This is a genomic window from uncultured Campylobacter sp., from assembly GCF_938017775.1.
GTDB lineage: Bacteria > Campylobacterota > Campylobacteria > Campylobacterales > Campylobacteraceae > Campylobacter_B.
This window is the reverse complement of sequence record NZ_CALIIU010000033.1, coordinates 38249-63547: the sequence shown is the minus strand read 5'-3', so window position 1 is coordinate 63547 and position 25299 is coordinate 38249. Positions and strand designations below refer to the sequence as shown.

At 48.0% G+C, this 25299-nt stretch carries 21 protein-coding genes, 6 tRNA genes and 1 pseudogene; 14 read left to right on the top strand and 14 right to left on the bottom strand.

What is annotated here, in order from left to right:
* The first annotated feature begins 75 nt into the window (after positions 1-75).
* On the top strand, positions 76-1104 hold the full coding sequence (locus Q0537_RS05015; protein ID WP_299225608.1) for a DUF3137 domain-containing protein: 1029 nt from the start codon (positions 76-78) through the stop codon (positions 1102-1104).
* A gap of 458 nt (positions 1105-1562) precedes the next feature.
* Here Q0537_RS05015 and Q0537_RS05010 read toward each other — a convergent pair whose 3' ends face one another.
* From Q0537_RS05010 to Q0537_RS04975, 8 genes and pseudogenes are all read right to left on the bottom strand, one after another.
* Positions 1563-3020, bottom strand: a complete 1458-nt coding sequence (locus Q0537_RS05010) for a hypothetical protein (protein WP_299225607.1) — start codon at positions 3018-3020, stop codon at positions 1563-1565.
* Between the two features lie 35 nt (positions 3021-3055).
* A complete protein-coding gene (locus tag Q0537_RS05005) occupies positions 3056-3775 on the bottom strand; it encodes a TerC family protein (protein ID WP_299225606.1) in 720 nt (239 codons plus the stop codon).
* Positions 3776-4382: 607 nt separating this feature from the next.
* Positions 4383-4946 (bottom strand): ribonuclease HII, encoded by a 564-nt coding sequence (locus Q0537_RS05000; RefSeq protein WP_299225605.1) that lies wholly within the window; start codon positions 4944-4946, stop codon positions 4383-4385.
* Positions 4943-5368: an RDD family protein gene (locus Q0537_RS04995; protein WP_299225604.1), complete on the bottom strand. Its 426-nt coding sequence runs from the start codon at positions 5366-5368 to the stop codon at positions 4943-4945. Before Q0537_RS04995 ends, Q0537_RS05000 begins: the two co-directional genes overlap by 4 nt.
* Positions 5369-5463: 95 nt before the next feature.
* Positions 5464-6075: an orotate phosphoribosyltransferase gene (gene pyrE, locus Q0537_RS04990; RefSeq protein WP_299225602.1), complete on the bottom strand. Its 612-nt coding sequence runs from the start codon at positions 6073-6075 to the stop codon at positions 5464-5466.
* Positions 6076-6078: 3 nt separating this feature from the next.
* Positions 6079-6636 (bottom strand): ribosome recycling factor, encoded by a 558-nt coding sequence (gene frr, locus Q0537_RS04985; RefSeq protein WP_299225601.1) that lies wholly within the window; start codon positions 6634-6636, stop codon positions 6079-6081.
* 301 nt (positions 6637-6937) lie between these two features.
* Positions 6938-7258: pseudogene (secG, locus tag Q0537_RS10405) on the bottom strand (preprotein translocase subunit SecG); the annotation flags it as partial.
* 95 nt (positions 7259-7353) lie between these two features.
* Entirely contained in the window at positions 7354-8049 is a 696-nt protein-coding gene (locus tag Q0537_RS04975) for a Bax inhibitor-1/YccA family protein (RefSeq protein WP_005870935.1), read from the bottom strand.
* A gap of 131 nt (positions 8050-8180) precedes the next feature.
* Here Q0537_RS04975 and Q0537_RS04970 point away from each other — a divergent pair, with 131 nt between their 5' ends.
* Genes Q0537_RS04970 through Q0537_RS04955 form a run of 4 tightly spaced genes read left to right on the top strand, consistent with a single transcriptional unit; the run spans position 8181 to position 11826 of the window.
* Positions 8181-8849 carry a carbonic anhydrase gene (locus Q0537_RS04970; RefSeq protein WP_297948409.1) on the top strand — a complete coding sequence of 223 codons (669 nt, stop codon included), beginning with the start codon at positions 8181-8183 and terminating at the stop codon, positions 8847-8849.
* Positions 8815-10929, top strand: a complete 2115-nt coding sequence (locus tag Q0537_RS04965; RefSeq protein ID WP_299225596.1) for a mechanosensitive ion channel family protein — start codon at positions 8815-8817, stop codon at positions 10927-10929. The genes Q0537_RS04970 and Q0537_RS04965 overlap by 35 nt, the downstream gene beginning before the upstream one ends.
* Positions 10922-11095 carry a hypothetical protein gene (locus Q0537_RS04960; protein WP_005870938.1) on the top strand — a complete coding sequence of 58 codons (174 nt, stop codon included), beginning with the start codon at positions 10922-10924 and terminating at the stop codon, positions 11093-11095. Before Q0537_RS04965 ends, Q0537_RS04960 begins: the two co-directional genes overlap by 8 nt.
* Positions 11095-11826, top strand: coding sequence for a superoxide dismutase (locus Q0537_RS04955; protein ID WP_299225594.1), 732 nt, complete (start codon positions 11095-11097; stop codon positions 11824-11826). Before Q0537_RS04960 ends, Q0537_RS04955 begins: the two co-directional genes overlap by 1 nt.
* A 925-nt stretch (positions 11827-12751) precedes the next feature.
* On the opposite strand, the gene Q0537_RS04950 is transcribed toward Q0537_RS04955, so the two are convergent.
* The 4 genes from Q0537_RS04950 to Q0537_RS04935 form a co-directional block, all read right to left on the bottom strand.
* Positions 12752-13963 carry a toxin-antitoxin system YwqK family antitoxin gene (locus Q0537_RS04950; protein WP_299225592.1) on the bottom strand — a complete coding sequence of 404 codons (1212 nt, stop codon included), beginning with the start codon at positions 13961-13963 and terminating at the stop codon, positions 12752-12754.
* A gap of 162 nt (positions 13964-14125) precedes the next feature.
* Positions 14126-14638 (bottom strand): DNA-deoxyinosine glycosylase, encoded by a 513-nt coding sequence (locus Q0537_RS04945; protein ID WP_299225591.1) that lies wholly within the window; start codon positions 14636-14638, stop codon positions 14126-14128.
* A gap of 339 nt (positions 14639-14977) precedes the next feature.
* Positions 14978-16189 (bottom strand): molybdopterin molybdotransferase MoeA, encoded by a 1212-nt coding sequence (locus Q0537_RS04940; RefSeq protein ID WP_299225589.1) that lies wholly within the window; start codon positions 16187-16189, stop codon positions 14978-14980.
* Positions 16186-17484 (bottom strand): MFS transporter, encoded by a 1299-nt coding sequence (locus tag Q0537_RS04935; protein WP_299225587.1) that lies wholly within the window; start codon positions 17482-17484, stop codon positions 16186-16188. Before Q0537_RS04935 ends, Q0537_RS04940 begins: the two co-directional genes overlap by 4 nt.
* Positions 17485-17589: 105 nt before the next feature.
* Between Q0537_RS04935 and Q0537_RS04930 the strand changes: the two genes are divergently transcribed.
* The 8 genes from Q0537_RS04930 to hcp all read left to right on the top strand — a co-directional run bounded on the left by Q0537_RS04930 (position 17590) and on the right by hcp (position 20452).
* Entirely contained in the window at positions 17590-18219 is a 630-nt protein-coding gene (locus Q0537_RS04930; protein ID WP_299225585.1) for a non-canonical purine NTP pyrophosphatase, read from the top strand.
* A 74-nt stretch (positions 18220-18293) separates the two neighbouring features.
* Positions 18294-18370: transfer RNA gene (locus Q0537_RS04925), tRNA-Pro, on the top strand.
* A 5-nt stretch (positions 18371-18375) separates the two neighbouring features.
* Positions 18376-18452: transfer RNA gene (locus Q0537_RS04920), tRNA-His, on the top strand.
* Between the two features lie 6 nt (positions 18453-18458).
* Positions 18459-18535: transfer RNA gene (locus Q0537_RS04915), tRNA-Arg, on the top strand.
* A gap of 15 nt (positions 18536-18550) precedes the next feature.
* Positions 18551-18627: transfer RNA gene (locus tag Q0537_RS04910), tRNA-Arg, on the top strand.
* Positions 18628-18676: 49 nt separating this feature from the next.
* Positions 18677-18761, top strand: a tRNA-Leu gene (locus tag Q0537_RS04905).
* 14 nt (positions 18762-18775) lie between these two features.
* Positions 18776-18850: transfer RNA gene (locus Q0537_RS04900), tRNA-Asn, on the top strand.
* A gap of 273 nt (positions 18851-19123) precedes the next feature.
* Positions 19124-20452 carry a hydroxylamine reductase gene (gene hcp / locus Q0537_RS04895; RefSeq protein WP_299225583.1) on the top strand — a complete coding sequence of 443 codons (1329 nt, stop codon included), beginning with the start codon at positions 19124-19126 and terminating at the stop codon, positions 20450-20452.
* 328 nt (positions 20453-20780) lie between these two features.
* Here hcp and Q0537_RS04890 read toward each other — a convergent pair whose 3' ends face one another.
* Both Q0537_RS04890 and Q0537_RS04885 read right to left on the bottom strand, forming a co-directional pair.
* Positions 20781-21350 carry a hypothetical protein gene (locus tag Q0537_RS04890; RefSeq protein WP_299225581.1) on the bottom strand — a complete coding sequence of 190 codons (570 nt, stop codon included), beginning with the start codon at positions 21348-21350 and terminating at the stop codon, positions 20781-20783.
* A gap of 30 nt (positions 21351-21380) precedes the next feature.
* On the bottom strand, positions 21381-22277 hold the full coding sequence (locus tag Q0537_RS04885) for a tetratricopeptide repeat protein (protein WP_299225579.1): 897 nt from the start codon (positions 22275-22277) through the stop codon (positions 21381-21383).
* 512 nt (positions 22278-22789) lie between these two features.
* Between Q0537_RS04885 and Q0537_RS04880 the strand changes: the two genes are divergently transcribed.
* Positions 22790-25297, top strand: a complete 2508-nt coding sequence (locus Q0537_RS04880) for a molybdopterin-dependent oxidoreductase (protein WP_299225577.1) — start codon at positions 22790-22792, stop codon at positions 25295-25297.
* The last annotated feature ends 2 nt before the right edge of the window (positions 25298-25299 follow it).

Below are 25299 nucleotides of genomic sequence, written 5' to 3'. Positions count from 1 at the left end.
AAATTCCGGCGCCGTTCGTAAGCAAATTTAAAGCCCGCAAGCGTCATAATCCATCTCAAATTTAGAAGGGGCAAAATGAGCGCAAGCGAGCTGGAGCAGATCAGGCTGGGGCTTTTATATAAGGCGAAAAGAAATACGATCTTAGCGGCGGCGTGCATGCTCGGCTACGGCGCGTTTTTGTTATACAAGCTACGCGACGGAGGAGAGATGGTAGATTTGTTGTCTCTTATCGGATTATTCGCGGTTGTTCTTATAGTAGCCGTTTTGTGCGATGAAAGCTCCATAAAAGCTAAGATAATCTATGCTGCCTGCCTTTTTGCTATGAGCCTATTTCTAAACGATTTACAAAATCGTCCCACGATTTCCAAATATATCTTACTCGCGATTATAATTTTAATCTTGGCTGCTTCGAGCTTATTCGTATTATTTAGAGTCTTCAAACGAGATTATTCGATAAAATTTCGGCGCGCTTTTAAAGAGCACTATCTAATGCCTTATTTCAAGGCGTTCGGCTATCGATACGATATTGAAGGCAGTATCGATCCCGCCAAACTCAAGCTCTCCGGGCTCTTTTTTCGACTAGACAGATATCTAGGCGGCAACGACAGGGTCTCGGGCGTTTATGACGGCGTGAGGTTTGCATTTTGCGATGTGAAATTGTTTAATAGAATTTTGGAAAGTGAAATCCTCGGCACCTTTTTCTACGCGGAATTTAACAAACGCATAAGTGCCAAAACCCTGATTTTTCCCGCTCGCACCGGCGCGCCGAACACAGGCGGGCTAAAAAAGATAGATATGGACGATGCGGAGTTTAACGCCGCCTTTGCCGTGTATTCCGCGGACGCGACGAGCGCGATGTATATTCTAACACCCGCCTTTATGCGGAGGCTCTTGCGCTTCGCAGGTACCGTAGCCGCGCCCGTTAGCCTTAGCTTTTTGGATAGCAAAATTTATATTTTCGTAAATACAGGGCGCGATAATTTCGAGCCGGACATCGACGAAAGCGTGCTGTGCCGCGACCCTGCCGCGCTAATCAAGCGCGAGCTTTCGCACTTTTTGGCGCTCGTAAAAAATCTAAAACTAAACGAAAGAATTTGGAGCTAGCGCACGGCTTGCCGCAGCTTTGCGTGTCACAGCCTCGCGCATTATAGTTTCGCGCTCTGTGCTGCGACCTCACGCGCCGTAAAATTTGAAATTTTGAAATTCCGCTTTTGAATTTCATGAATTTCGCGCTTTGGAATTTTGCGCGCCTTAAAATCCCGCGCGTTTTGAAATTTAAAATTTTAATCCACGCTGAGGAATTCCGCACCGCAAAATTTAAAATTCTGAAATTAAAATCCGCATCTTGAAATTCTACGCTTTAAAATTTAGAATTTTAAAATTCCGCGGCCGAAGTTTTACGCGCCTGAAATTTGAAATTTTGCCGCGCTTTTAAATTTACGATCCCAAAGCCTTGAAATTTAAAATACAAATCCGCTCGCTGCGGAATTCTGTGAAATTGCGAAATTTGAAATTCCTTGAAGTTGCAAAATTCCGCGAGGCTGCCGTTTGAAATTCGCCTTTCAAAGCATAAGGCTAAGCAGCAGCAAAAATCCGATGAAGCTTAGGGCGTTGCCGAAGGAGCCGCCTATGTGATCGCCGAGCCACGTCAGCGCGAGCGCGCCGCCTAGACGCAGACCTATTTGTAGCGCCACGCCCGCGATAAAATCCGCTGCGCGCCGAAGTCCGCTGCGCGTATCGCCGAGCTCGCTGCTGCGGCTTTGATTCCAAATCCCGCTTACGCGGTAGTCTTTGTAGCGGGCGCGAAGAATATCGCCGTTTTGTAGCTCAAAGCTCTGCGAGGCGTCCTTCGCCTTGGCGGGTGCCGCGGCTTCGGCGGAGTGGACGGAGTTTATAGAATTTGCTGCGTTGGCAGAATTTACAAAACTTGCGGAATTTGCTGATTTCGCAAAATTCTTAACGCTCGCAGAATTTGTGGAATTTTCTGCGTCTAAATTCTTAAATTTCATGCAATTTTCGCCGTCCGCAAGCTCCGCTAAATTTTGATCTGTGAGTATCCCGTCGGAAACGATCTGCAGCTTACTATCGCCCGATAAATATACTCCGTCCAGCGCGAAGCCATAGTAATAAACGTCGCCACTTTGCAGCACGCGCACGCCGCTAGCATAGCCCTCCGCTTCGCCGCTTCGCTTGGGCTCTTTGGAGTGCGCGAGAGCCGCAAATATGCGTCCGAACTTCGCGGCGCGCCAGTCTCTTCGCATAAACTTGAAGCTGCAATACGCAAAAGGCGCGAGGATGAGCAGGGCTAGCAGTCCCACAGGAGCCCTTGCATCAAAGATGAAGATTATGCAGTAGATGCTCATCGCGGCTAGCGCTACGCCGAAGGCTGCGAATATCGCGGCGAGTGCCGTGCTACCGGCGTCCTTCCAGCGCTGCGCGCCCAGGCTTAGATTGACAAAGTCTAGCGGAGATGCGGCGGAGTTTGCCTGGGCGCCGTGCTCCTCGCGGGTAGAATTTAAAGAGAGGAAGCCGCTTAAATATTTGCGGATAAAACCTAAAGCGGCGGAGCTTATGCCGCGGCGATCTTTGTCCGATAAATCAGATACTGTAGAATTTTGGCGTGCACTTGTCGCCGTATCGCTATGTGCGTCGCAGTCGCAGTCTGAACTTGCAGCGGCGGAAGCGCGGTCGCTTGGAATTTCGCAGTTTAAATGCCCTGCGGAATTTTCGCCATTTAAATCGGCGCCGCTTGAAGCCTCGCGATCGGAATTTAAGCTCCTCGAAGCTTCGCGGCTGGAATTTGAGCTTGAAGCCTCGTATATCACCGCCAGCTCGTCGCCCTCGCGTATCGACAGATAAAGTCCGTCGCGCTTTAAGTCCAAATTTCCCGCAAAGTGCAAACCCTCAAGCGTAAAGCTAAATTTCGCCGTGCCTGCAGTCGCGGGCTCAAGCTTGAAATTTCGAGCCGTGCCGTGAGCAAGCTTGATCTGCCGCGGCGAAAGAAATTTAGAAAACCCCATGCGCGCCTTTCAGATCTCGCAAAATTCCGCTCCTCCTATTTCGCGGCGGATTTTTTGCGGATCTGAATATTGATGAGCTCCACCAGCAGCGAAAACGCCATCGAGAAGTAGATGTAGCCCTTAGGTATGTGAAAGCCCAGGCCGTCGGCGATCAGCGAGACGCCCACTAGGATCAAAAACGCAAGCGCTAAAATTTTGATCGTCGGGTTTGCGTCCACGAAGCACGCGATCGCGCCGCTAGCGAGCATCATCACACCCACGGCGATGACGACTGCGAGGATCATCACGGGCAGGTGCTGCGCCATGCCCACGGCAGTGATGACGCTGTCGAGCGAAAAGATGATGTCCAAAACGGCGATCTGCACGAGCGTGCCGCCGAAGCTTGCCTTGCCGCTGCTAGCGCTATGCTCGTGTGCCTCGCCCGTGGCGCTGGAGTGGATCTCGAGCGTGGATTTGACGAGTAGAAACAATCCGCCGCCGATCAGCACGAGATCGCGTCCGCTAAAATCGCGCGCAAGCACGCTAAATAGCGGCTTAGTTAGCCCCATGATCCAGCTTAGGCTTAGAAGCAGCAGTATGCGCGTGAACATCGCAAGCGCGAGCCCCATTATACGGGCACGTCCGCGCTGCGCCTCGGGTAATCTGCCGCATAAAATCGCGATAAAGATGATATTGTCGATGCCAAGCACGATCTCAAGCCCCGTGAGCGTCGCCAGGCTGATCCATGCCTCGGGTGAGGCGATCCATTCAAACATCGGTTTCCTTTGGGTGAAAATTTAAGCCGTGATGATAGCGAAAGTTTGGTTAAAATTTCTAAATTTTGCGACCTTTGCGCGCGAAACTGCGCGGGGAATTTTGCGCTTGATTTCGCGCGAAATTCTAAGCCTCGAATTTTAAAATTTTGAGTTTTGATACGGCTCGAATATGGGCTAAATTTAGCATATATCGGAATTTTAAATTTATTTAGTGCGGCGCGGGACGATATTCATGCTGCGCAAAATTTCATTTTCTAAACTGCCGCGGAGTGAATGCACGGATAGATTTACGAGCTAAATTTTAAATTTACGGCGTAGCGAATGTTTGCTTTATCAAAATTCGTTTTGAAATCCGCGTGCAGCTAAAGCCGCACAGGCGGCATACTTCGATCGAGGTTGGCGGATAAAGGAGCGGCAAATTTTAAAATTTAAAGATAGGTGCTGCGACAAGTAAATTTTGATGACGGGCGCTGCAATGCGGGCAGGCTAAATTTTGGCGCCAAATACACACAGAGCGTGCAAGGTTGGAATTCGGCGCCGAGTGTATGCAAAGGGTACGAGGTTGAAATTTAAGCGGGCGCGTCCTAAACAGCGCGAAACAAATTCGTTAATCAAACAGCGAGGGTTGCAGCGATTTAATTTTGTAGCTTGCGCGGTGAAAAGGCGTGAGCCCGTACCGCTCGATCGCCGCGATGTGCGCGGCCGAGCCGTAACCTTTGTTTTGCGCGAAGCCGTATTGCGGATAGCGCTGCGCAAGCTCATGCATCGTGCGGTCGCGCGTGACCTTGGCAAGGATGCTCGCCGCGCTTACTTCGGCGATTTGCGCGTCGGCCTTTACGAGCGTCTGAAGTCCGCGTACGCCGAAGGTTGCGTTGCCGTCGTAGATGATCTGTCCGCTAAAATCCGCAAAATACGCGAGAATCTGCTCAAGCGCCGATTTTAGACATGCGCTGAGTCCGATCTCATCGACCTGTGCGCTTGAAATTTCGACGATTTTGTAGCGCGAGTTTTCGATGATCTGAGCGTAGAGCTCCTCGCGGCGCTTTTCGCTTAGCTTTTTGCTATCGGCAAGTCCTGCGATCTCGCGCTGCAGCACGCAGCCCGCGACGCAAAGCGGTCCCGCAAGGCAGCCGCGCCCCGCCTCGTCGATGCCACAAATCTGTCCGCTCACTGCGCGTCCTTTCGCACGACGGGCACGGCTCCGCTTAGCAGGTCGTGTAAGTTCAGCCTGTCTTTGCGAAAAAAGCAGATCAAAAGCCCGATGACGCTAAAGCCTGCAAATACGAAGCACGTAAAGCGAGCCAGCGCCCTAAAAAAGCTTACTTTGCGTCCGCTGCGAACGTCGATGAGGTAAAGCCCTGCAAGTTTGTAGCCCGGCGTCTGGGCGCTGCGGGCGTAGAATGCCGCACAGATCGCGCCGTATGCGAGCCAGATAAGCGCGATTGCGGCTTGGTTGCGCCACAGGGCTTCCTTTGAGCCCAAGACGAGATAGGTAACGCCGTAGAATAGGGGCATCGCGATGATGAAAAGATCGACGATGAAGGCCTTTACGCGCAGAAAGATCGGTGAAATTTTAGCTTTTTGTTTTGCCATTTTGCTCCGTTTTGGATTAAATTTTAAAATTCCGTCGCGCTAAAGCCGAAGGGTAAAATTTAATCTCGTTACGGTTTGTTATCAGCAATCGGCGCCTAATTTCCGCGGCTTCCTGGCTTGATCGCCTTGCTTCCGGTAGCACAGAGCGGGCAGGTCGCGGGCTCGTAAATTTCAAACTCGAAATTGCCTAGCGCAAAAAACGGCTTATCCGCAGGTAGCTTGGCGCCGCTCTTTGCACTGCTGTCCGCTAAATTTGCGACTTTGCAAAATCCGCGATTGGCAAGCGCGGCAAAGCCCACGACCTCGCCGCCTAGGTTTTCGATGAGCCTTGCGCTCTCAAGAGCCGAGCCGCCCGTTGTGACGATGTCTTCGCAGACGATAAATTTCTCGCCCTTATGCACTTCAAAGCCGCGGCGTAGGCTCATCACGCGATCTACGCGCTCGGTAAAGATGAAGCGCTTTTTCGCCGCGCGAGCTAGCTCGTAGCCCGCTAAAATTCCGCCCAGCGCGGGCGAACAGATGCTATCAAACTCCACGCCCGCTTTTCCGATTATCGCGGCGAGTTCATCTGCGAGCTGCCCCGCGAGCTGCGGGTTTTCTAGTACTTTTGCGCTTTGGAGGTAAAACTGCGAGTGGTTGCCGCTTGAAAGCAGAAAATGCCCTCGCAAATATGCGCCGCAGTCGCGATAGATTTTTTCTATATTCACAGCTCAAACCTTCAAAAGCTCGGCTTCTTTGGCCTTAACTGCGTCGTCGATCTTGGCGGAGTAGGAGTCGGTGATCTTTTGCACCTCGTCGTAGCCCTTTTTGGCGTCGTCTTCGGAGATCGCTTTGTCTTTTTCGAGCTTTTTGATCTCGTCGTTAGCGTCTTTGCGGACGTTGCGAATGCCGATTTTAGCCTTCTCGCCCATCGCTTTGGCCTTTTTTGCGTTTTCTTGGCGTTGCTCGACCGTCATCGGCGGGAAAAATAGCTTTACGCTCTCGCCGTCGTTAGTCGGATTGACGCCGATATTTGCCGCTGCGATCGCGCTTTCGATCGCCTTTAGCATCGGCTTTTCCCACGGCGTGATCGAAATCGTTACCGCATCGATCGAAAGGACGGTTGCGACCTGATTTAGCGGAGTTTGCGAGCCGTAATAATCCACGAAAATATGATCCAGGATCGCCACGCTCACCTTACCGGTGCGTAGCGTCGTAAAGTCCTTTTTCAAAGCCTCGATAGCTCGATCGCCGTTTGCCCTTTGCTCTTTGTAGATAGCTTCTAGCATTCAAATCCTTTAAATAAAATTTGCGAAATTATAGCGTTAAAAAATAAGAATAGCATTTAAAAGCGCGGATTTTGCGCTTTTAAATTTTAAAATTTAGAGTTTATTTGGTTGTGTTTTGATCTGCAGAAGCGGCGCTCGCATTGGTATCGCTTGATGCTTGCGACCGAACAGGCGCGCTAGCTGCGGCGGTACCGGTAGCAGGAGCTGCTGGCTCTTCGATTTTCGTATCCGTCGCATTGATCTCGCCGCTAATTATAGAATTTGATTCGGTGCTTGCCGGAGCGAAATTAGGCTTTGCGCCTGAAGCAGGGATAGATGGCACGCCAGGAATAGCGTTTGGCACGGATTTAGTAGCATTTGCTTCAATCTTTACGCGATCGACTACGGAAGATTTAGCATCTTGCTGATAGAAATATGCGAGTACAAGTGTATTTATCACGAATAAAATTCCCATCGCGGCGGTAAATTTAGCTAAAAATCCCGCCGGACCCTTCGCTCCAAATAAGCTTTCGTTGCTTCCGCTGTATGCGCCAAGCCCGATAGAAGAGCTCTTTTGCAGCAGGACGGATATCGTAATTATCACGGCGAAGACGACTTGTAAAACCAAAAATAACGTAGTCACTATAAAAACCTTTTGAAAAAATTGAATTCGCGATTATAATAAAAGATTTATAAATTTTAAGTTAAGAGTGCACCGCACGAAGCGGTGCGTAAAATTTAGTCTCTGCTTGCGCCGAAAATTCTTAGCAGCGAAAGGAAGAGGTTGTAGATGTTTAGATACATATCTACGGCAGCCATTATCGGTGAAGTGTAAGTGCCGTTGATGATGTTTTTAGTATCATAGATAATATACATCGAAAAGATTAAAGCCGAAAAAGCTGAAATTGCTATATCAAGCACGGTGCTTTTGAAAAAGAAGTAGTTCAAAAGGCTTAGCACGATAATAGCCACAAGCGATACCAATAGCGGTTTGCCCCAAGAGTCGAAATTTGTCTTTGTATTCATCGCATAAACGGTAAGAGCACCGAAAGTAATCGCCGTAGCCACAAACGCATGCGTTACTACGTCTCCGGCACCCGCTGCGATATAAATAGCGATCAATTTACCTAGAGTAAGACCGGTAATAAAGGTAAATGCAAAAAGCAAAACCAGCGCAATCGTGTTGGCGCCGCGATTTACAGCTGCTTGCATACCGAAGATCAGCCCCATTAAAAGCACTAGATATAAAAATGGATGAATAGCCAAGCTCACGCCGAAGCTCATCGCCACAAAAGCCCCTGCCGCTGCAGCTATCATCGAAGCGGTTAGAAGCGCGTAGGTTTGTTTAATGGTCTGAGAGATTCGTCCTTGTTCCAGTGACGCGTCCGATAGCTCGTAGCCGTCCGCGTAATTTCGTCTGTCGTATAGACTCATATCTTTCTCCTTCTTTTGATTTATGAGCGGGGAGTTTAGCGAAAATTTGGTAAATATATCATTAAAAATTCCCAGAATTCTATCTATTTATGAAAGTAATATATAATTCCCGACTTTTTTAAGGAGAAAGTATGCCCAGCCAGTTAATAAATGGAGCTATTAAATTTATGGAAGAAAATTTTGCCGAGCATGCCGAGCTTTTCGGAAGTCTGGCAAATCATCAAAAGCCCCACACGCTTTTTATCGGCTGCTCTGACTCGCGCGTGGTGCCGAGCCTAATTACTTCGACGCTTCCAGGAGAGCTTTTCGTCGTACGAAATATCGCAAACGTCGTTCCTCCATACCGCATTAGCGAGGAATTTTTAGCGACTACCTCAGCGATTGAATACGCGCTGTATTCGCTAAAAATCAAAAATATCATCGTTTGCGGGCACAGCAACTGCGGTGGCTGCGCGGCGCTGTTTTACGACGCTAAAAAACTCGAAAAAATTCCAAACGTAAGGCGCTGGCTAAATTTAATGCAGCCTGTAAAAGACGAGGTCGAAAAGCTAAAAGACCTCGGCGCCGATAAGCGCGAGTGGATCACCGAGCGGCTAAATATTATAAATTCCATGCAAAATTTACTTAGCTTTCCTGGCATCAAAGATGCCTACAAAAACGGCGAGATTAAAATTTACGGCTGGCACTACGTCATCGAAACGGGCGAGCTATTCAACTACGATGACGAAGGCGCGCATTTTACGCTATTAAATAAGGGAATGGATTATGAAAAAATCTATAATCAGCTTTTTAACGATTAGTATTTTTAGCGCCGCTTTAGCGTTTGCAGACCTCAACACGACCGGTGAGGGAAGCTTTGTAGAGACAAATTCTTCCGCGCCCGAGGCAAATCTTACTTTAGAAAACAACAAAACCGAGATCAAAAAGGAAGTCGCTAAAATTCTATCCAAATCCCTCGGTGCGGAGGATGGAAATAAAACTGAAGTAATAAATATGATCGCAGAAAAGGTCGCCAAAACGGAGACTTCGCAGAAAAAAACTCCTAATGGAGAGACGCTTATCTCTGTAATCAAAGAGATTAAAAAGCTAAATTTGCAGCGTAGCTCCCTGCTTAACGGCGGCGATGCCAACGCGAGCAAAAACGAGCTGGACGCCATCGATCGCAATAAAGCTAAGCTCTTTGATCGCCTACCTTTCGCGATTACACAGCAGGATATGGATATCGAAAGCATAATGTCGTATGCGCAAAATAAAAAGAACATCCAAACTACGCTAAAAAAATACGCCAAAAAGCAGAGCTCTCCCGAATACGTAAATGCAAGCGCGGATTTGGAAAAAATGGAGATGGCAGAGATCTTTTATACCTCGCTTATGAAAATTGAGGATATGTTTGTAAACGGCGCAAGCAGAAGCGCGCTTGAAAGCGAGCTGAGTAGTACGCTACTAAATATCCAAACTAGGGATTTTAGCAAACTTAATGATTTGAAAAACAATCTAAGCAGTCAAGAGCAGATAGACGCCTTAGAGTCTAAAATCAACGATTTGAAAAACGACAAGCAGACCTACGACGAGGTGCTTACGTATCTGTCTCGAAATAGCGATCTGCTCGCAAGTAGCGTGGTTTTTACGAGCTTAAATTTTAAATCGGTGATCGATTATATCAACGATAAAATTCCGTTTAAGCTCAGCCACGTAAATTTCGGCAAGCTCATTTTGATCACGCTAATTACGCTATTTTTCTACTCGCTTCGCAGACTGCTTGCCAACATCATCTATTTCGTATTTAAATTCTTTAATAAAAGCTTTTCGCTGGATAGCGAAACTCTAAAAACGCAAGTAGTAGGTATCATCAAGCGTCCGATGGGTATTTTGCTGATCGCTTATTCGGTTGATATCTGTCTTAGTATCTTTTATTATCCGGCGCCCGTGCCGATAAAATTTGCAAATTTATTCTCGATCGTTTACGTGGTGCTTTGGGCATGGCTCATCATCGAGATCATCGACGGTTACGGTATTATCGTGCTTGGAAACATCACGAAAAAAGGCGTCAGAAAAGATATCATAAATCTAGTCGTTAAAATTCTATATGTCATCGTAATCATCATCGCCGCACTTTTGGTGCTAAAGCGTCTGGGCTTTGACATCTCGGCGCTTATGGCATCGCTTGGAATCGGCGGACTTGCGATCGCGTTTGCGACCAAGGACATCATCGCGAATTTCTTCTCATCCGTGATGCTATTATTTGATAACTCGTTCTCGCAAGGTGATTGGGTCGTATTAGGAGACATAGAAGGAAACGTCGTAGAAACAGGCTTCAGAAAGACGACGATCAGAACCTTTGACAACGCTCTTGTTTTTGTGCCGAATTCCAACATAATGGCGCAAAATATCAAAAACTGGAGCCGCAGGAAGGTAGGACGGAATTTAAAGCTTACCGTAGGCGTCGAATACGGCGCGAGCACAGCTCAACTTCGAAAGTGCGTAAACGACATCAAAGAGATGCTAAAATCTCACCCGGGCATCGCTCAATCTGCCGATACAGCGCTAAATTCCAAAGATTTTCGTATGCGCTATAGGCAAAACATGGTCTCTATCGACGATTTAGCGGGCTATAAAAGTACTATGTTCGTGGCGTTAGATAGCTTTGGCGATTCGTCTATTAATATTTTAGTTTACTGCTTCACAAAAACCGTAATATGGGCAAATTTCATCCAAACCAAAGAGGATGTTTTATTTAAAATAATGGAGATCGTGGAGCAAAACGGACTATCGTTTGCCTTCCCATCGCAGAGCGTTTATATCGAAAACATCCCGGAAATAGCAAGCGAATGCGTAAAATCAAAAGTAAATTCCAACGACAAAGGAGAGCAAAATGGCTGATTTCGATGACTTCGAAGACGAAGAGTTCGATGAGGACGAATACGAGGACGATGATCTAATCGGAGGTGACGAGAGTTACAACTACAACTACGACGAGGACGATTACAGCTACGAAGACGACGACGGTTTCAACGATTATAGCGATTTGGACAGCGAGGATTATTAGTGTTTAGATCCAGGGCGCTGCCTTTTGATCCGCGCGCGAATAAAATCGCGAGCCTGCAGAGCTTAAAATTTCATCACGGCGGACTTTACGAGGACTACGTCTCCGCCCTAAATCGGGATATTGCGGATACGCCGATACAAAACGCGGATCTTTTTACGATCATCACGCAGTCGTTTAAGCAGGCGCACGGCGAGGAGTGCGAGTTTTCGCAAATTTCAAGGCTTTATCAAATTTGCCTAAATTTTAGCCGTATTTTTAATAGCGCCTCTGAAATTTACAACCACGATTTTTATTTTGATTGTATCGCGCAGCCAAGCGAGCCTAGCGGCGAGCTAGCGGACGCTTTAGCTCAGGCTTTCGGCGGGATGGAAAATTTTAAAAGCGAGTTTTTAAAGCGCGCGATGGGGCTTTTTGGCAGCGGCTGGTGCTGGCTCGTATGCGACGAGAGCGGCGCAAATTTAGAAATCATCACGACGCAAAACGCAGACACGCCGATCGCACGCGGCAAAATTCCACTTTTAGCCTGCGATCTTTGGGAGCACGCCTATTGCATAGACTATCAAAATGCGCGCAAATCCTACGTGGAGAGTTTCTTGCGTTTTGCCGACTTCGGCTTTGCAAGCGACGCCTATTCGTGGGCGAAAAAGCAAGGGCTTGGCTCCGTGAAGCTCTACATCGGCGAGCTTCATTCAGCCGCATCTTCGCGCTGCGATTGTGGCTGCTGCGGATAGATTTGAGCTTTCGTTACGCAGCTTCGAGCGCTGCGGATTTTCGGCTCTCTATGACCCCCGCGCTCTAAATTTCAAACGGCTACGTCTTTCAATGCCCGTATTTTGCCGCACGGATACTGCGCCATACAGCCTGCGGTGCTCTGCGAGCACTCACGGTCTACCGCGCTCTAAATTTACGTAAATTTAATTTTGAACCCATTTGGCGTCCGCGGATTAAAATTTAAGATTTTTTATCTGGAGTCCATCTCGCTTCCGCTTACTACGCGCTAAATTTATAAGCGTCTATCGCCTCTCGGCGTCCGCATTCCGCCCTGCAAATACTGTGTCGCACGCACATTGAAATTTAACGCCAAAATAGCACAGCTTGCGAACCGTGGGATAAATTTAGCGAGATTTGACCATCGAATTTAGCCCTTTTACGTTTAAAATTTTAGCGCTATTCTGGCTTGAAATTCCGCTTTAAATTTTAAAAATTTGCGCTACGCCTAGAAAATAACTCGCTATGTCGAAAAGCCAAGCTGTGTCGTGTCGGATGATTTCTGTGTTGCCGTTTGTGCTGAAACAGCGCGTAGAATTTTAATACGTATAAAGTTAAATCGTGCGGCGAGCTTATGCCATACAAAGCCTCGTTGGTTAAAGTATCAAGTCACATTCACGCGCTGTATAAAGTTACACTTACCCAAAGTACAAAGCTCGCTCAAAATTCAAAGTCATGCTCAAAAATTTAAAACTGCACTTGCTCGAAAAAAAGCAAATCTGCGTATATTTAAAGTGCTGAACTATATAAAGCGCACTTGTCCAAAGTCGCGCTCAATCAAAATTCAAAGCCGCATCTGTCTGAAACGCAAAACATAAAGCCGAGGCTGCTTAAAATTTAAGCCTACCCAAAATTCCAAACCTGCAAAATTTTAAAATTTAGCCCGCCTTACTCTCTTGCGAGCCCGTTTTTATCGGATTTGTCGCTGATTAGCTTGCCTGCTTCGTCGTATTTTTTGGCGCGCACGAGCCTGCCGCGCTCAAACTCGCCCTCGGCTTCGAGCTTTCCGTCTGCGTAGTAGTGCTTCGCCGTGCCCGTCTCCAGGCCACCCTTGAACGTCACTCTAGCCTTGAGCGCGCCGTTTTCGTGATATGTTTCGTATAGCCCGTGTTTGCGCCCGTCTCTGAACATTACCTTCGCCGCAAGTGCGCCGCTTGCGTAGTATTGCTTACTTGTGCCCGTTTGCCTACCGCGCTCAAACTCGTATTCGCCCTGCAGCGCGCCGCTTGCGTAGTATTCGCGTACGGCGCCGTCGCGCTCGCCGTCTTTGAAATTTTCGACTACGCGCGTCTTACCGTCCTCGTAAAACAACTTCCAAACGCCCTGTTTGCGGTCATCCTTGTATGCGCCCATCTCTCTTAGTGCGCCGTTATCGTGATACCATCTCTCTACGCCCTGTCTCTTACCCCCTTTATAGCTTCGCTCCCCGCGCACTTTGCCGCTTTTGTAATAATCCACGTCCTTGCCGTTTCGCAGCCCACCCTTATACGGATGGCGCGCGCTTACTTCGCCGCTTTCGTAGTAGTCGGTGAAAACGCCCTCGCGCCTATCCGCTTTATACGCGCCCCGCTGCTTTAGCTTGCCGCTTCCTTGATAATACAGCTTGTAAAAACCCTCGCGCTTGCCGGCTTTGTATTCGCTCTGCGATCTCAGCTCGCCGCTATCTGCGTAGTAGCTCTTCGCGACGCCGTCGTACAGGCCGTTTTTTAGCGGATATTCGTTTGAGGGCTTATCTCTGCCGTCAAAGTAATCGCGCTCGCGCACCGCAGTGCCGTCCTTTACGTCGATCTCGCGGATTAGCGTCGGCGGCAGCGGCTTTGCTCTGGGGTAGACGACGCCCATAAAATTTACGTCGTAGAGATCCTCGGCGCTGTAGTGCAGCACCTTGAGCGTCCCGCTGTAGGGCTTGTCCGCTACGAAATACAGGCCGTTTTTTAAGCTCGGCTCAGGCTTCATTACGATTTTTGGCTCCAGAGCTTGCGCGCCCAGCGCCAAAAACGGAAGCAGAAGTAGGAACTTTAATGCGCTTGGAAAGCTAAAACTTCGCATTAAATTTAAGCCCAAATTGGGCGAATTTTGCGCGGCTTTGCGGGTTTTCATATTTGCTTCCTTTGGCTTGGTTAAATTTAGAGAATTTTAAAATTTGAAGCTAAATTTTAGATAAATCCTCACGGAGTTTGGACTGTGGATTTGGTTTATGATGCGGGCGGAGCGCAAGCCGTACGCGTAAGCTTCTCTCGCGCTGTTTAGTGGAGCCGAGCGCTAAATTTCGGCGCGCTTTAACACATCCGCGACGATCGTCCATTCGCGCACGAGCCTTTCAAAACTAAAATTTGCATTCGCTGGGCTAGTCGAGGGTAGCTTGACGGGCTCTTTGCCCGTTGCGTTTAAAATTTGAGTTTTTAGGTATTTTTCGCAGATTTCATGCGCCTTGCCGCCGTTTGCGAACACCTGCACGATGCGCGCTCCGCTAAAGATCAGTTCTAAATTTGCGGGCTCGACGGCGGTCATTTTGGCGTCGCTCGAGCCCTTTATCTCGCAGCAGATCGCCGCGTCGTAGATGGCGATGCCGCGGGCGAGCAGGAATTTTATCTTTTCCTCCGTGTTCGCAGGCGACGGCGCGTTTAAAATTTGCGCCAGCACGCGCCAGAAGCGATTTTGCGGATTTGCGTAGTAAAAGCCAAATTTACGAGAAACGACGGAGGGGAAGGAGCCGAGGATTAAAATTTTAGAATTCTCATCGAAAATCGGCTTAAAAGGGTGAGTTTGGCTCATTTTGCGCCTGCTTTATATTCGCCAAAAACGCTTGTCGGAGTGCCATAAAATTTATCTTTCATTTTCGTTTTATCTTTTGTAAGTTTTAAAATTTCACCCGCAAAACAGCTTGGAGCTGAAGTTGCGCGGCGGCAAAGATTTTGGCGCACTCGCTGTATAGCGGCGCACGGTAAAAATTCTAATGAGCCTGCCGCGACGCGCGATTTGGGTCTAAATTTCAACTTTCAAAGACCACAAAGCAGAGCTTCTGCGGCTAAATTTAGCGCCTCGCAATGACAAAATTTTAACTCCGCAGGAAGCTAAATTTCGTCCGCCGCAACAGCCTCGAACCGCTGCACGCTAAATTTTAGGTACCGAGATTACGCGCACGAGCTCGCCTTTTTTGAGCTCTTTTACTTCGAGCGGCGCGACGAGCAGGACGCTATCGTCGTCTAAATTGTTCAAAATCGCGCTGGAGCCTTGCTTTTTGCTTTGCAGGCTAACAAAAAGCCGCCCGTCTCTGTTTTGCAAGACGGCGGGCATAAACTCAAGCCACGGCGTCTTTTTTACATAGTCGTGATCTAAGATTGCGCTAAATTCGGTGTTTTCGTGCACGCCAAAAGATCTTTGTAAAAATACGCGCAGAAACAAAATGCACGTAATGAGCGCCGAGAGCGGGAAGCCCGGGAATGCGAAGATATATTTTTCGCCCGTTTTGGCTACGCGCACGTGGCGGCCCGGTTTGATCGCCGCACCTTTTACGATTAGCTCAAATTTTGATTGCAGCGTGCTTTGCACGAAGTCGTAGTCCCCGACGCTCACTCCGCCGCTGGTTAGAAGTATGTCGGCGCTCTGTAAAGCCGATAATATCGCGCCTTCCAGCTCTTTTTCGTCATCGCGTACTAGAGGCATTATCATCGCTTCGCAGCCTAGCTGCGTTACTAAATTTGCAAGCGCGATGTGGTTGGAGCTGTAAATTTGAGCGTCGTTTTCGAGTTTTTCGCCCAGATCCTTGATCTCGCTGCCGGTGGCTAGGATCGCTACTTTTGGGCGGATGAATACGCTTATGTGAAATAGCCCTAGCTCGGCTAGCAGCGCGATCTGCGAAAAGCCGAGCTTCGTGCCGCTTCTAAGCAAAAGCTCGCCCTCGCGGTAGCTCTCGCCCGCCGCGCGCACGGCAAAGCCCGCCGTGACAGGCTTTGTGACGATAATCTCGCTGCCTTGTACCTGCATGTTTTCAATCGGCAGAAGCGTGTCGCTGCCCTCGCACATGAGCCCGCCCGTGAAGGTTTTGACGCACTCACCCGCCTTTGCCACGGCGCCAGGCATCTTGCCTGCAGGCGTCGTGCCGACGATCTTAAATTTAGCCCCCTCGCTTAGATCCGCGCCATTTAGCGCGTAGCCGTCCATCGCGGCGGTCGGGCGGCGCGGAGTGCTAAAGGGCGCCGCGATGTCGCTTGCCAAAATACGCCCCAGTGCCTGCGTGATCGCGACTTTTTCGATGCGCGAGGACTTTTGCACCGTGTTTGCGAAGCGCTCCATCGCGCTTTCAAATTTTTCAAATTCCATCATTTGCCTCCTACGATTTTATAAATTTGATCTTCATTTATCAGTTTCGAGTTAAATTTCACAACGAGTTCGCCATCGGTCTCGTAAATTTCAATAATACCCTTGACGCCCTGTAGTGCGGAAAAATCGCCGCCTTTAGGAAAGTATAAATTCTTAAAAAGTTTCGGATCGCTCAGCCTAGAAAGTAGCACAAGCCAGATCACACCCAAAACCGCGACGCCAATGCCTAGCGCTTCGATGCCGATTTTGCCAAAAAGTGCGCCGCCGCATAGCCCGCCTAAAAAACTGCCAAAAAATCCGAACGAATTAAAAATCCCAAGTGCGGCGCCTTTTTGAGCGACTTTGGCAAATTTGGACGCAAGGCTTTGCATAATGGGCTCATGCGCGTTAAATCCCACGAAAAAGAGCATCACACCCACCACGAAAGCGCTCGCCCCGCTAGCAAACGCAAAAATCAAATACGAAGCGATGAAAAAGCAGATGCCGATGAGTAAAATTTGCTTAGCTAGCGCGCGCTTTTCGCCTAAAGCGCCGCTCGCACCCATTGCGGTAAATCCAAAAACAGCACCTAGAGCATAAATTTTAGTCAAATCACTTTTGGAAAGTCCGAATTTTTGCACGAGCAAAATTGGAATTAGAAAAAACGCTGCCGTCATGAAAGCTTTTTGAAAAAAATTCGTTAAATTCATAAGCATTAAATTTTTGTCACTCAAAAGTGAGCCGAGCGGGACCTTTTGGCGCAGGGAGCGGATATGCGGTTCGGTGGGTACTACGAAAAAAAGCAGCATCAAACATAAAAGCGTAAGCGCCGAACTTAGATGAAATAGGCTGGCAAGCCCAAATTTGGCGCTTAAAAGCGGACTTAAAATCATTGCGACACCAAAGCTCACGCCTATCATCGCGCCCATTACCGCCATTGCCTTGCCACGCTCTTCCTCTCGCGTAAAATCGCTAATTAGTGCGGTAGCTACGGCTCCTACAGCACCGCAGCCTTGCAAAAAACGCCCAAAAATCATCGTATAAATGCTCTCGCTCGCCGCGCAAACGCAAGCGCCCACGATAAAAAGCGCCAGCCCTATCGCAAGGGTTTTTTTACGTCCGATCTTATCGCTTAGTACCCCAAATGGCGTTTGCAAAATCACTTGCATAATCGCATAAATTCCAAAAAGTAGCCCCACTAAGCTTTCGTTTGCGCCGTGCAAGCTCAATGCGTACAGGCTAAGCACGGGCAGTAAAATAAATAATCCAAAAAACCTCGTAGCGATGATAAAACTAAGCGGAAGAACGCTTTTTAGCATAATCTTAGACCTCAAATAATATGAAATTTGTGCCGATTATAGCCAAAAATCGTAATGAATTCTTTGATTTTGGGTAAAATGGCGCATTAAATTTAAGGAGCGAGGATGAAAATTTTACTTGCGACGAGCAACGCGGATAAAGTAAAAGAGATAAAAGAATTCTTCGCAGAATATGAAATTTACGCGCTTGGCGAGGTGCTGGATCCTTTTGAGATCGACGAGTGCGGCACGAGCTTCAAACAAAACGCGCTCATTAAAGTTCGCGCAGTGTATGAGGCGCTAAAAAGTAAAAATTTGCAGAGCGAATTTTTCGTGCTAAGCGATGATAGCGGTATCTGCGTGGACGCGCTAGGCGGGGCTCCGGGGATATTTTCGGCACGCTTTAGTGGAGAGGGTGCAACGGATGCGAGCAATCGCGATAAATTGGCAAGCGAGCTGAGAGCTCTAAATTTAGATTCCTCGCCCGCGCATTACACGGCGGCGATCGCGCTAAAATGCGCTCTGGGCGAGTTTTGTACGCACGGCTTCATGCACGGCACGGCGATAACGCAGCAGCGCGGGCAAAACGGCTTCGGATACGATTTTATGTTTATTCCGCGCGGATTTGACCGCACGATCGGGGAGTTGCCTGCTGCGGTAAAATTTAAAATTTCACACCGCACGAAAGGGCTAGTGCTGATGCAAATTTTGTTGAAAAATTTAGAAAAACAGATGCGACTTGCCAAATTTCATTAAATTTAAAGCCGCAAAAAGCGTAATTTAAGAAAAAATATATATAATACGCTTTTCATTCAATCCACGAAAATCTACGGAGCGTAGCGCAGGCTGGTAGCGCATCTGGTTTGGGACCAGAGGGTCGAAGGTTCGAATCCTTTCGCTCCGACCATTGTGGTGAGTTTAGCTCAGTAGGTTAGAGCATCAGATTGTGGTCCTGAGGGTCGTGGGTTCGATTCCCACAACTCACCCCACTTTATGCGCTCGTAGCTCAATTGGATAGAGCAACAGACTTCGGATCTGTAGGTTGAAGGTTCGACTCCTTTCGAGCGTACCACTGATTTGATATTTTGCGCTCATAGCTCAGTTGGATAGAGCAACGGCCTTCTAAGCCGTAGGCCAGAGGTTCGAATCCTCTTGGGCGTACCATATTAAGCTCATATTAAGAGCTTTTTGGCTAATATGCGCTTTCTTTTTTGCGGATGTGGTGAAATTGGCAGACACACCAGACTTAGGATCTGGCGCCTCACGGCATGAAGGTTCAAGTCCTTTCATCCGCACCATCCATTCTACGCGTTCCGGATTAGCTCAGCGGTAGAGTAGGCGGCTGTTAACCGCTTGGTCGCTGGTTCGAATCCAGCATCCGGAGCCATATATACTCAAAAATTCCTTTAGACCCCTGATTTTATCGATGTTTAAAGAGCTTTAAGTTTTCTTAGTTTTATAAAAATTTGTTCCAGAAATTTTTTAATATTCTAATTTCTCGTTATACTTTCTAAGCAATCTAGAATACCTTTTATAAAATTTAAAATTCTCATTTTGTAAATAAATTTGATAAAATTTAGCCGTTTCTTGATGACGATCAAGCCGTTATTATAAATAAAATCTTAAAATTACCAACTAAATTTTTTATAAAGGATTTTCTATGAGCGACAATCTAGAGATGTTCTGTCATCAGTGTCAAATGAGCGCACCCGAGGGCTGCGGCGCCAAGGGACAAGACCGCGGCACCTGCGGTAAAACCTCGACGCTGGCGTTACTTCAAGACACTATGGTTTTCGGACTTAAAGGCCTTAGCGCCTACCGCCACCACGCGCACGAGCTCGGCGCCGACACTAGCGCAGTCGATACCGTTATGGCGGATACGCTGTATTTTACGCTGACGAACTCAAATTTTAACTTTAACGAGCATATCGCGCAGCTGATGGCCGTCGGAAGCGCGGGCGTGCAGATTATGGATATTTTAAGCGAGGCTCATACCGCAAAATTCGGCGTACCGACCCCTGTTAAAGTTAGCCAAAACAAGGTCGAGGGCAAGGCGATTTTGGTTAGCGGACACAACCTGCATGCTCTTGAGGCGCTACTAAAAGCGACCGAGGGCAAGGGTATCAATATCTACACCCACTCCGAGATGCTTCCTGCGCACGGCTATCCGCAGCTTCGCAAGTATCCGCACCTAAAGGGCAACGTCGGCAAGGCGTGGTTCGATCAGACCAAGCTTTTTAACGAATTTAAGGGCGCTATTTTGATGACTACTAACTGCATCGTGCCGCTTCGCTCATCCTGTAGCTACGCAGACAGGCTTTTTGGCTACTCTATCGCGGGCACCGACGGTATCAAACATATCCAAAACGACGATTTTACGCCACTCATCGAGTGCGCGCTTACATGCGGCGACGTGAGTATGGACAGCGACGAGAGCTTGGTGACGGGCGGACACTACAAGACGATTTTGAGCCTTGCGCCGCAAATTTTAGACGCGATCAAATCGGGCAAAATCCGCCGCTTTTTCGTCATCGCAGGCTGCGACGCACCTGGCAAAGGACGCGAGTATTACCGCGAGCTAGCGCTTAGCTTGCCGAAGGATTGCGTGATTTTGACCTCCAGCTGTGGCAAATTCCGCTTCAACGACGTGGATTTCGGAACCGTGCCCGGCACCGAGCTTCCGCGCTATATCGATCTAGGTCAGTGCAACGACAGCAACGGCGCGGTCAAGATCGCCCTGGCGCTTAGCGAGGCTACGGGCATCGCGGTAAACGATCTGCCGGTCTCGATCGTGCTGATGTGGATGGAGCAAAAGGCGGTCATCATCCTGCTTGCGCTGTTTAGCCTTGGCGTTAAGAATATCAACGTGGGTCCTACGGTGCCTGAGTTTTTCAACGACGAAATTTTGGGCTTTTTGGTGCAAAATTTCGGCCTTCGATTAATCAGCGGCGACGCGCAGGCGGATCTTAAATACTTCCTGGGCGAATAAATTTCATAGCGAGGCAAATCGGGTAAATTTAAAATTCGGCAAAGCTTAGATTTTAAATTTACCCTTTATATAGCGCTTTTAGCGGAGCTAGCCGATCCGCGGCTATTTTACGCAACGCTCATATTTAAATTTCACGACTATGTCGCCCTTCTTAATTTAAATTTTAAAATCATATAATCTCACTAAATGCTTCGCAGAAGTTAATCAAGCGGCTTTAAATTTGCGCCGTTAAATTCCAAAATACTCACGATTAGACAAGCGGTGATGAGTGATATATTGTGAAAATTACGCCTAGCAAAAGCACTCACTTTATAGCTTTGCCACATAATTAAGGTCGTGCGGCATCGCGTAGAAGTCTTTGCGCCGCAGACTCTTTAGGTCGGAACGATTTTAGCGATTCGGACGCTTCACATAAATGATTTACGATATCTCCTACTTTTTCGTCCGTCGTACCAAGACGCGCCCGGTCGCCGAGTCTGCAGGCTTTTTCGTAATAGAGTGCCGCTTCCTGCATTTCCTCTATACCGATTTGATACTCTGCATACAATCCGCAAGCCGCCCATTCTCCGCCTATGCCATCGCATCCCTTTTTATAAAGCTGCGCGGCTTGCGCCATATTTTGTTTGGTGCCCTTTCCCTCTTGATACATCATACCAAGTTGCAAGCAACTCTCTTTATGCTTGCCTGCGCAAGCTTTGCCTAGGAATTCTGCAGCTTTGCCTAGATAAATCTCAGGCGTCAGATTATCTGATCGCTCGGCTTCTTTCAGATACGATGCGGCGGCGGAGGCGCAGGAGTTGGCGTGTCCTGCTTCGCAGACGATTTCATCTATTTTAGTTCCCAAACCGCCGAACGCTGCATAGCCCAACAGCACTAAAGCTAAAATCATCTTTTTCATTACAACTCCTCATATAAATTTAAAACCACCTCAGCGGGCGGCTTTTTCGCAAGATTTTTGCAGTATCTTGTTAGAATCGATACTTATGATTTTTTTGCCCAATTTGCACGCCTTGTCATAGTATCTCATCGCCGCTCTTTGATCGTCGTTCTCTATATTAGAGGCGTATATCGCGCAAGATACCCAGTTCCCCTCAGAATCGCAAGATATTCTATACTCTTCGGCGATTTTTGCTTTAATTACGTCCTGCACAGCTCTTAAATTTTGCGCTTCAAGCTCAGCAGGTCTGCTGCAAAATTGCCTTATCCCATCGTTAAATGCAGGGTTATTTTGCAATGCGGGATCCGAGATATTTTTGCCAAGCTCGCAAGCTTTTTTATAGTATTTCGCCGCTTCTTTATTATCCTTTCCCTCCATAAATAAGGCAAATAACCCGCAAGCGAGTATATCGCCCTTGCTATCGCAATCTTTCTTGTGTTGCTCGGACGCCTTTGCTAAATTCGCGTTATCGCCGTCCATAACAGCCGCCAAAGTGCAGCTCTCTTTATCGCCCATATCGCATGCCTTTTTAAAGAACTCGAGAGCTTTTTTATCATCTTTTGTTACCTCTTTTCCTTCAAAATAAAACCCTCCTAATCCAAAGCAGCCACGAGCATAGCCGCCGTCGCACGCTTTTTTATAAAATTTAAAGGCTTTTTGTAAATCTTGCTTTACGCCAAGATCGCCTAATACAGGGATATTTTCATATATCATACCGAGAGTAGCGCAGGCTTCCTCATACTTCACGGTTCCATTTTCATTCGTGAAATCTTTACCGCTTTCGCAGACCTTTACCAATGTATTTATTTGCTCATCCGTAAGCTCTTTTACCTCCTTGGCAAACATAAAAGAGCTTAAAAAAGCCAAAGTTAAAATGATTTTTTTCATTTCTTCCTCCTTAAAATTTTTCGTATTATTTCATTTTTCGTTGTCAGATACTGTCATTTAATGGCGTTAAAATTTTATTGCTCTATTTGTTTTTAAAAATTTAGCCGAAAGTATACCTCCTCCTTAATAAGCGCAAAAATATACGATTGCCATGTTTTACAGCCTGCGTACGGTAGTCGCATCAATATCTAATTTTCAATCTATGACTTACTGGCGCTATGAAATTTTATAGCGCCTAATACCGACGAGCTCTTGATATACTCAAAAATTCTAAAATTTTTTAAGAGTTTATGTGCAAAATTTCAAAAGTCAATTTTTAAAGTAAAATTATTTTAAAAACTTAATTTATAATTTAAGCTTTTTAAAGCCACGAAATTTGAACGCTCTTTTAAAAATAGAAAAATAAAATTTCGCCCTATAACTTGTAATTTCATTTTAAGGCCGAAAAATTCGCGATTTTTAATGCTAAAATTCCATAAATCTTTCATTCATTTCACATTAAAGGAGAGAAAATGAAAAGACGCGAATTTTTAAAAGGCGTTGCCGCGAGTGCGGCAGGTGCGGCGAGTGCAAACGCTACTAGCGTCATCAGCGACGATCTGATGAATAGCGAGGACGCGCCGATCACCGCCTCGCATTTCGGCGCGGTTAGGGCTCTTAGGCGAAACGGTAAATTCGAAGGCGTTTTAAGCGAGAGTGAGCTCGATTTTTTCCCAATCAGCCTTACTCAGGGGCTTGCGGCGCGCACATACGATGCTACGCGCATCGCGCGACCATGCGTGCGAAAAGGCTATCTAGAAAAAGGCTGGCAGAGCAACAAAAACATGCGCGGCAAGGACGAGTGGATCGAGATTAGCTGGGATGAGGCGTATAAACTCGTAGCAGACGAGCTAAAGCGCGTGCTTAAAGAGCATGGCGCAAGCTCGATTTACGGCGGCAGCTACGGCTGGTACAGCGTCGGCAGCGTAAATAACCCACAAACCCTGCTCGGTCGCATGCTAAATATCATCGGCGGCTACACTACGAGAAAGCTTAACTATTCGTGCCACTGTATAAGCGCGATAACCCCACACATCAGCGGAACGGACGAGGCTAACGCCCTGCAAACTGCGTGGCCTACGATCCTAAAGCATAGCGAAGCGGTGCTCATCTGGGGTGCCGATCCGATCAATACCAATCAGATCGCGTGGGCGGTGCCCGATCACGAGAGCTATTTGTATTTCGCAAAGCTAAAAGAGCAGATGCAAAAGCGCGGCGTAAAGGTGATCACGATCGATCCCGTATATAACAACACCGCTAAATTTTTAGGCTCTGAGCACATTTCGATCAACCCTACCACCGACGTTGCGATGATGATGGCAATATGTTATGAGATGATGGCGCAAGGGTTTGCGGATGAGAAATTTCTTAAAAAATACACTCAAGGCGCGGAGGAATTTAAAGCCTATCTTAAAGGCGAAAGCGAAGATGGGCTCAAAAAAGACGCGGCGTGGGCGTCTAAAATTTGCGGCGTAAGCGAGGATGAGATCAAAGGCTTAGCTAAAATTTTAGGCAGCAAGCGCACTATGATAATGTGCGGCTGGGGTCCGCAGCGCGCTCATCACGGCGAGCAGTTTCACTGGATGGCGACGGTGCTTGCCGCTTTCGTGGGCCAGATCGGGCTTGCGGGCGGCGGATACGGCTTTGGCTATCATTACAGCGACGGCGGCTGCCCTAGCCCCGCAGCTCCTGTAGGAAGTGCGCTAAGCCTCTCAAGCGGCGCGGCGACTACTTCCTCGGCTTTTCCGGGCTTAGGCAGCATGAGTATCGTGCCTGCCAGCGAGGGCGAGTGGAAAAACCGCGACAACATCGCAATCCCCGTCTCGCGCATCGTAGATTGTATCAACAATCCGGGCAAGGAGATAGATTTTAACTGCAAAAAGATAACCTACCCTAACATCAAGCTTGCCTACTGGGCGGGCGGCAACCCGTATCTGCACCACCCCGATACGAATTTGCTCGCGCGCACGTTTGAAAAGCTCGATACCTTCATAGTCCAAGAGTGCTTCTGGACGGCGAGCGCGCGCATGGCCGATATCGTTCTGCCCGCTACCACCGAGCAGGAGCGCGATGACATAACCAAGTCGCATACGAATAAATTTATCATCGCTATGCATAAGATCGCCGAGCCTTACGAGCAGGCGCAAAACGACTATAAAATTTACTGCGAAATTCTAAAGCAGTTCGGCGAGAAGGAGTATATGGCATTTAGCGAGGGCAAGAGCGAGATGGAGTGGATCAAGCAGTTTTATGACGCTTCGAAGAAAAAAGCGGATGCTTCAAAGATAAAGATGCCGGAATTTGAGGAGTTTTGGAAAAAGGGCTTCGTGAAATTTGAAATTCCAAAGCACGCCTACGAATACGTAGCGATGGAGGAATTTAGAAAAAATCCTATCATAAACCGCCTCGGAACGCCGTCGGGAAAGATCGAGGTCGTCTCGAAAAAGATCGCTAAAGCGGCACTGGACGACTGCCCTGCGCATCCAACTTGGATGGAGCCGATGGAGTGGCTAGGGAACGCGCAAAAGACGCAAAAGTATCCGCTAAATTTAATAACCCCGCATCCGAAATACCGCCTGCACGGGCAGCTAAACAACACTTGGCTACGAAACCTAGAAGAGATCGGCGGTCGCGAGCCCGTGTGGATGCACCCAAAAGATGCCGAAGCAAGAGGGCTTAAAAACGGCGACGTAGTTAGGGTTTTCAACGATCGCGGCGCCGCGCTTGCGGGGCTCATCATCACCGAAAACGTAAAGCAAAGCGTCGTGAGGATGCAAGAGGGCGGCTGGTGGGATCCGCTCTTTAGCGCAAGCGGCGATATATGCGTTCACGGCAACGTAAACGTGCTGGTGCCCAACGAGCCTAGCTCGAAGCTTGCGTGCGGCAACCAAGCCACCGCGCTGGTACAGATCGAGAAATTTGATGGCGAGCTTCCGCCGCTTGCGGTATTTTCACAGCCGAAATTCGGCAAAAGGAGCTAGCG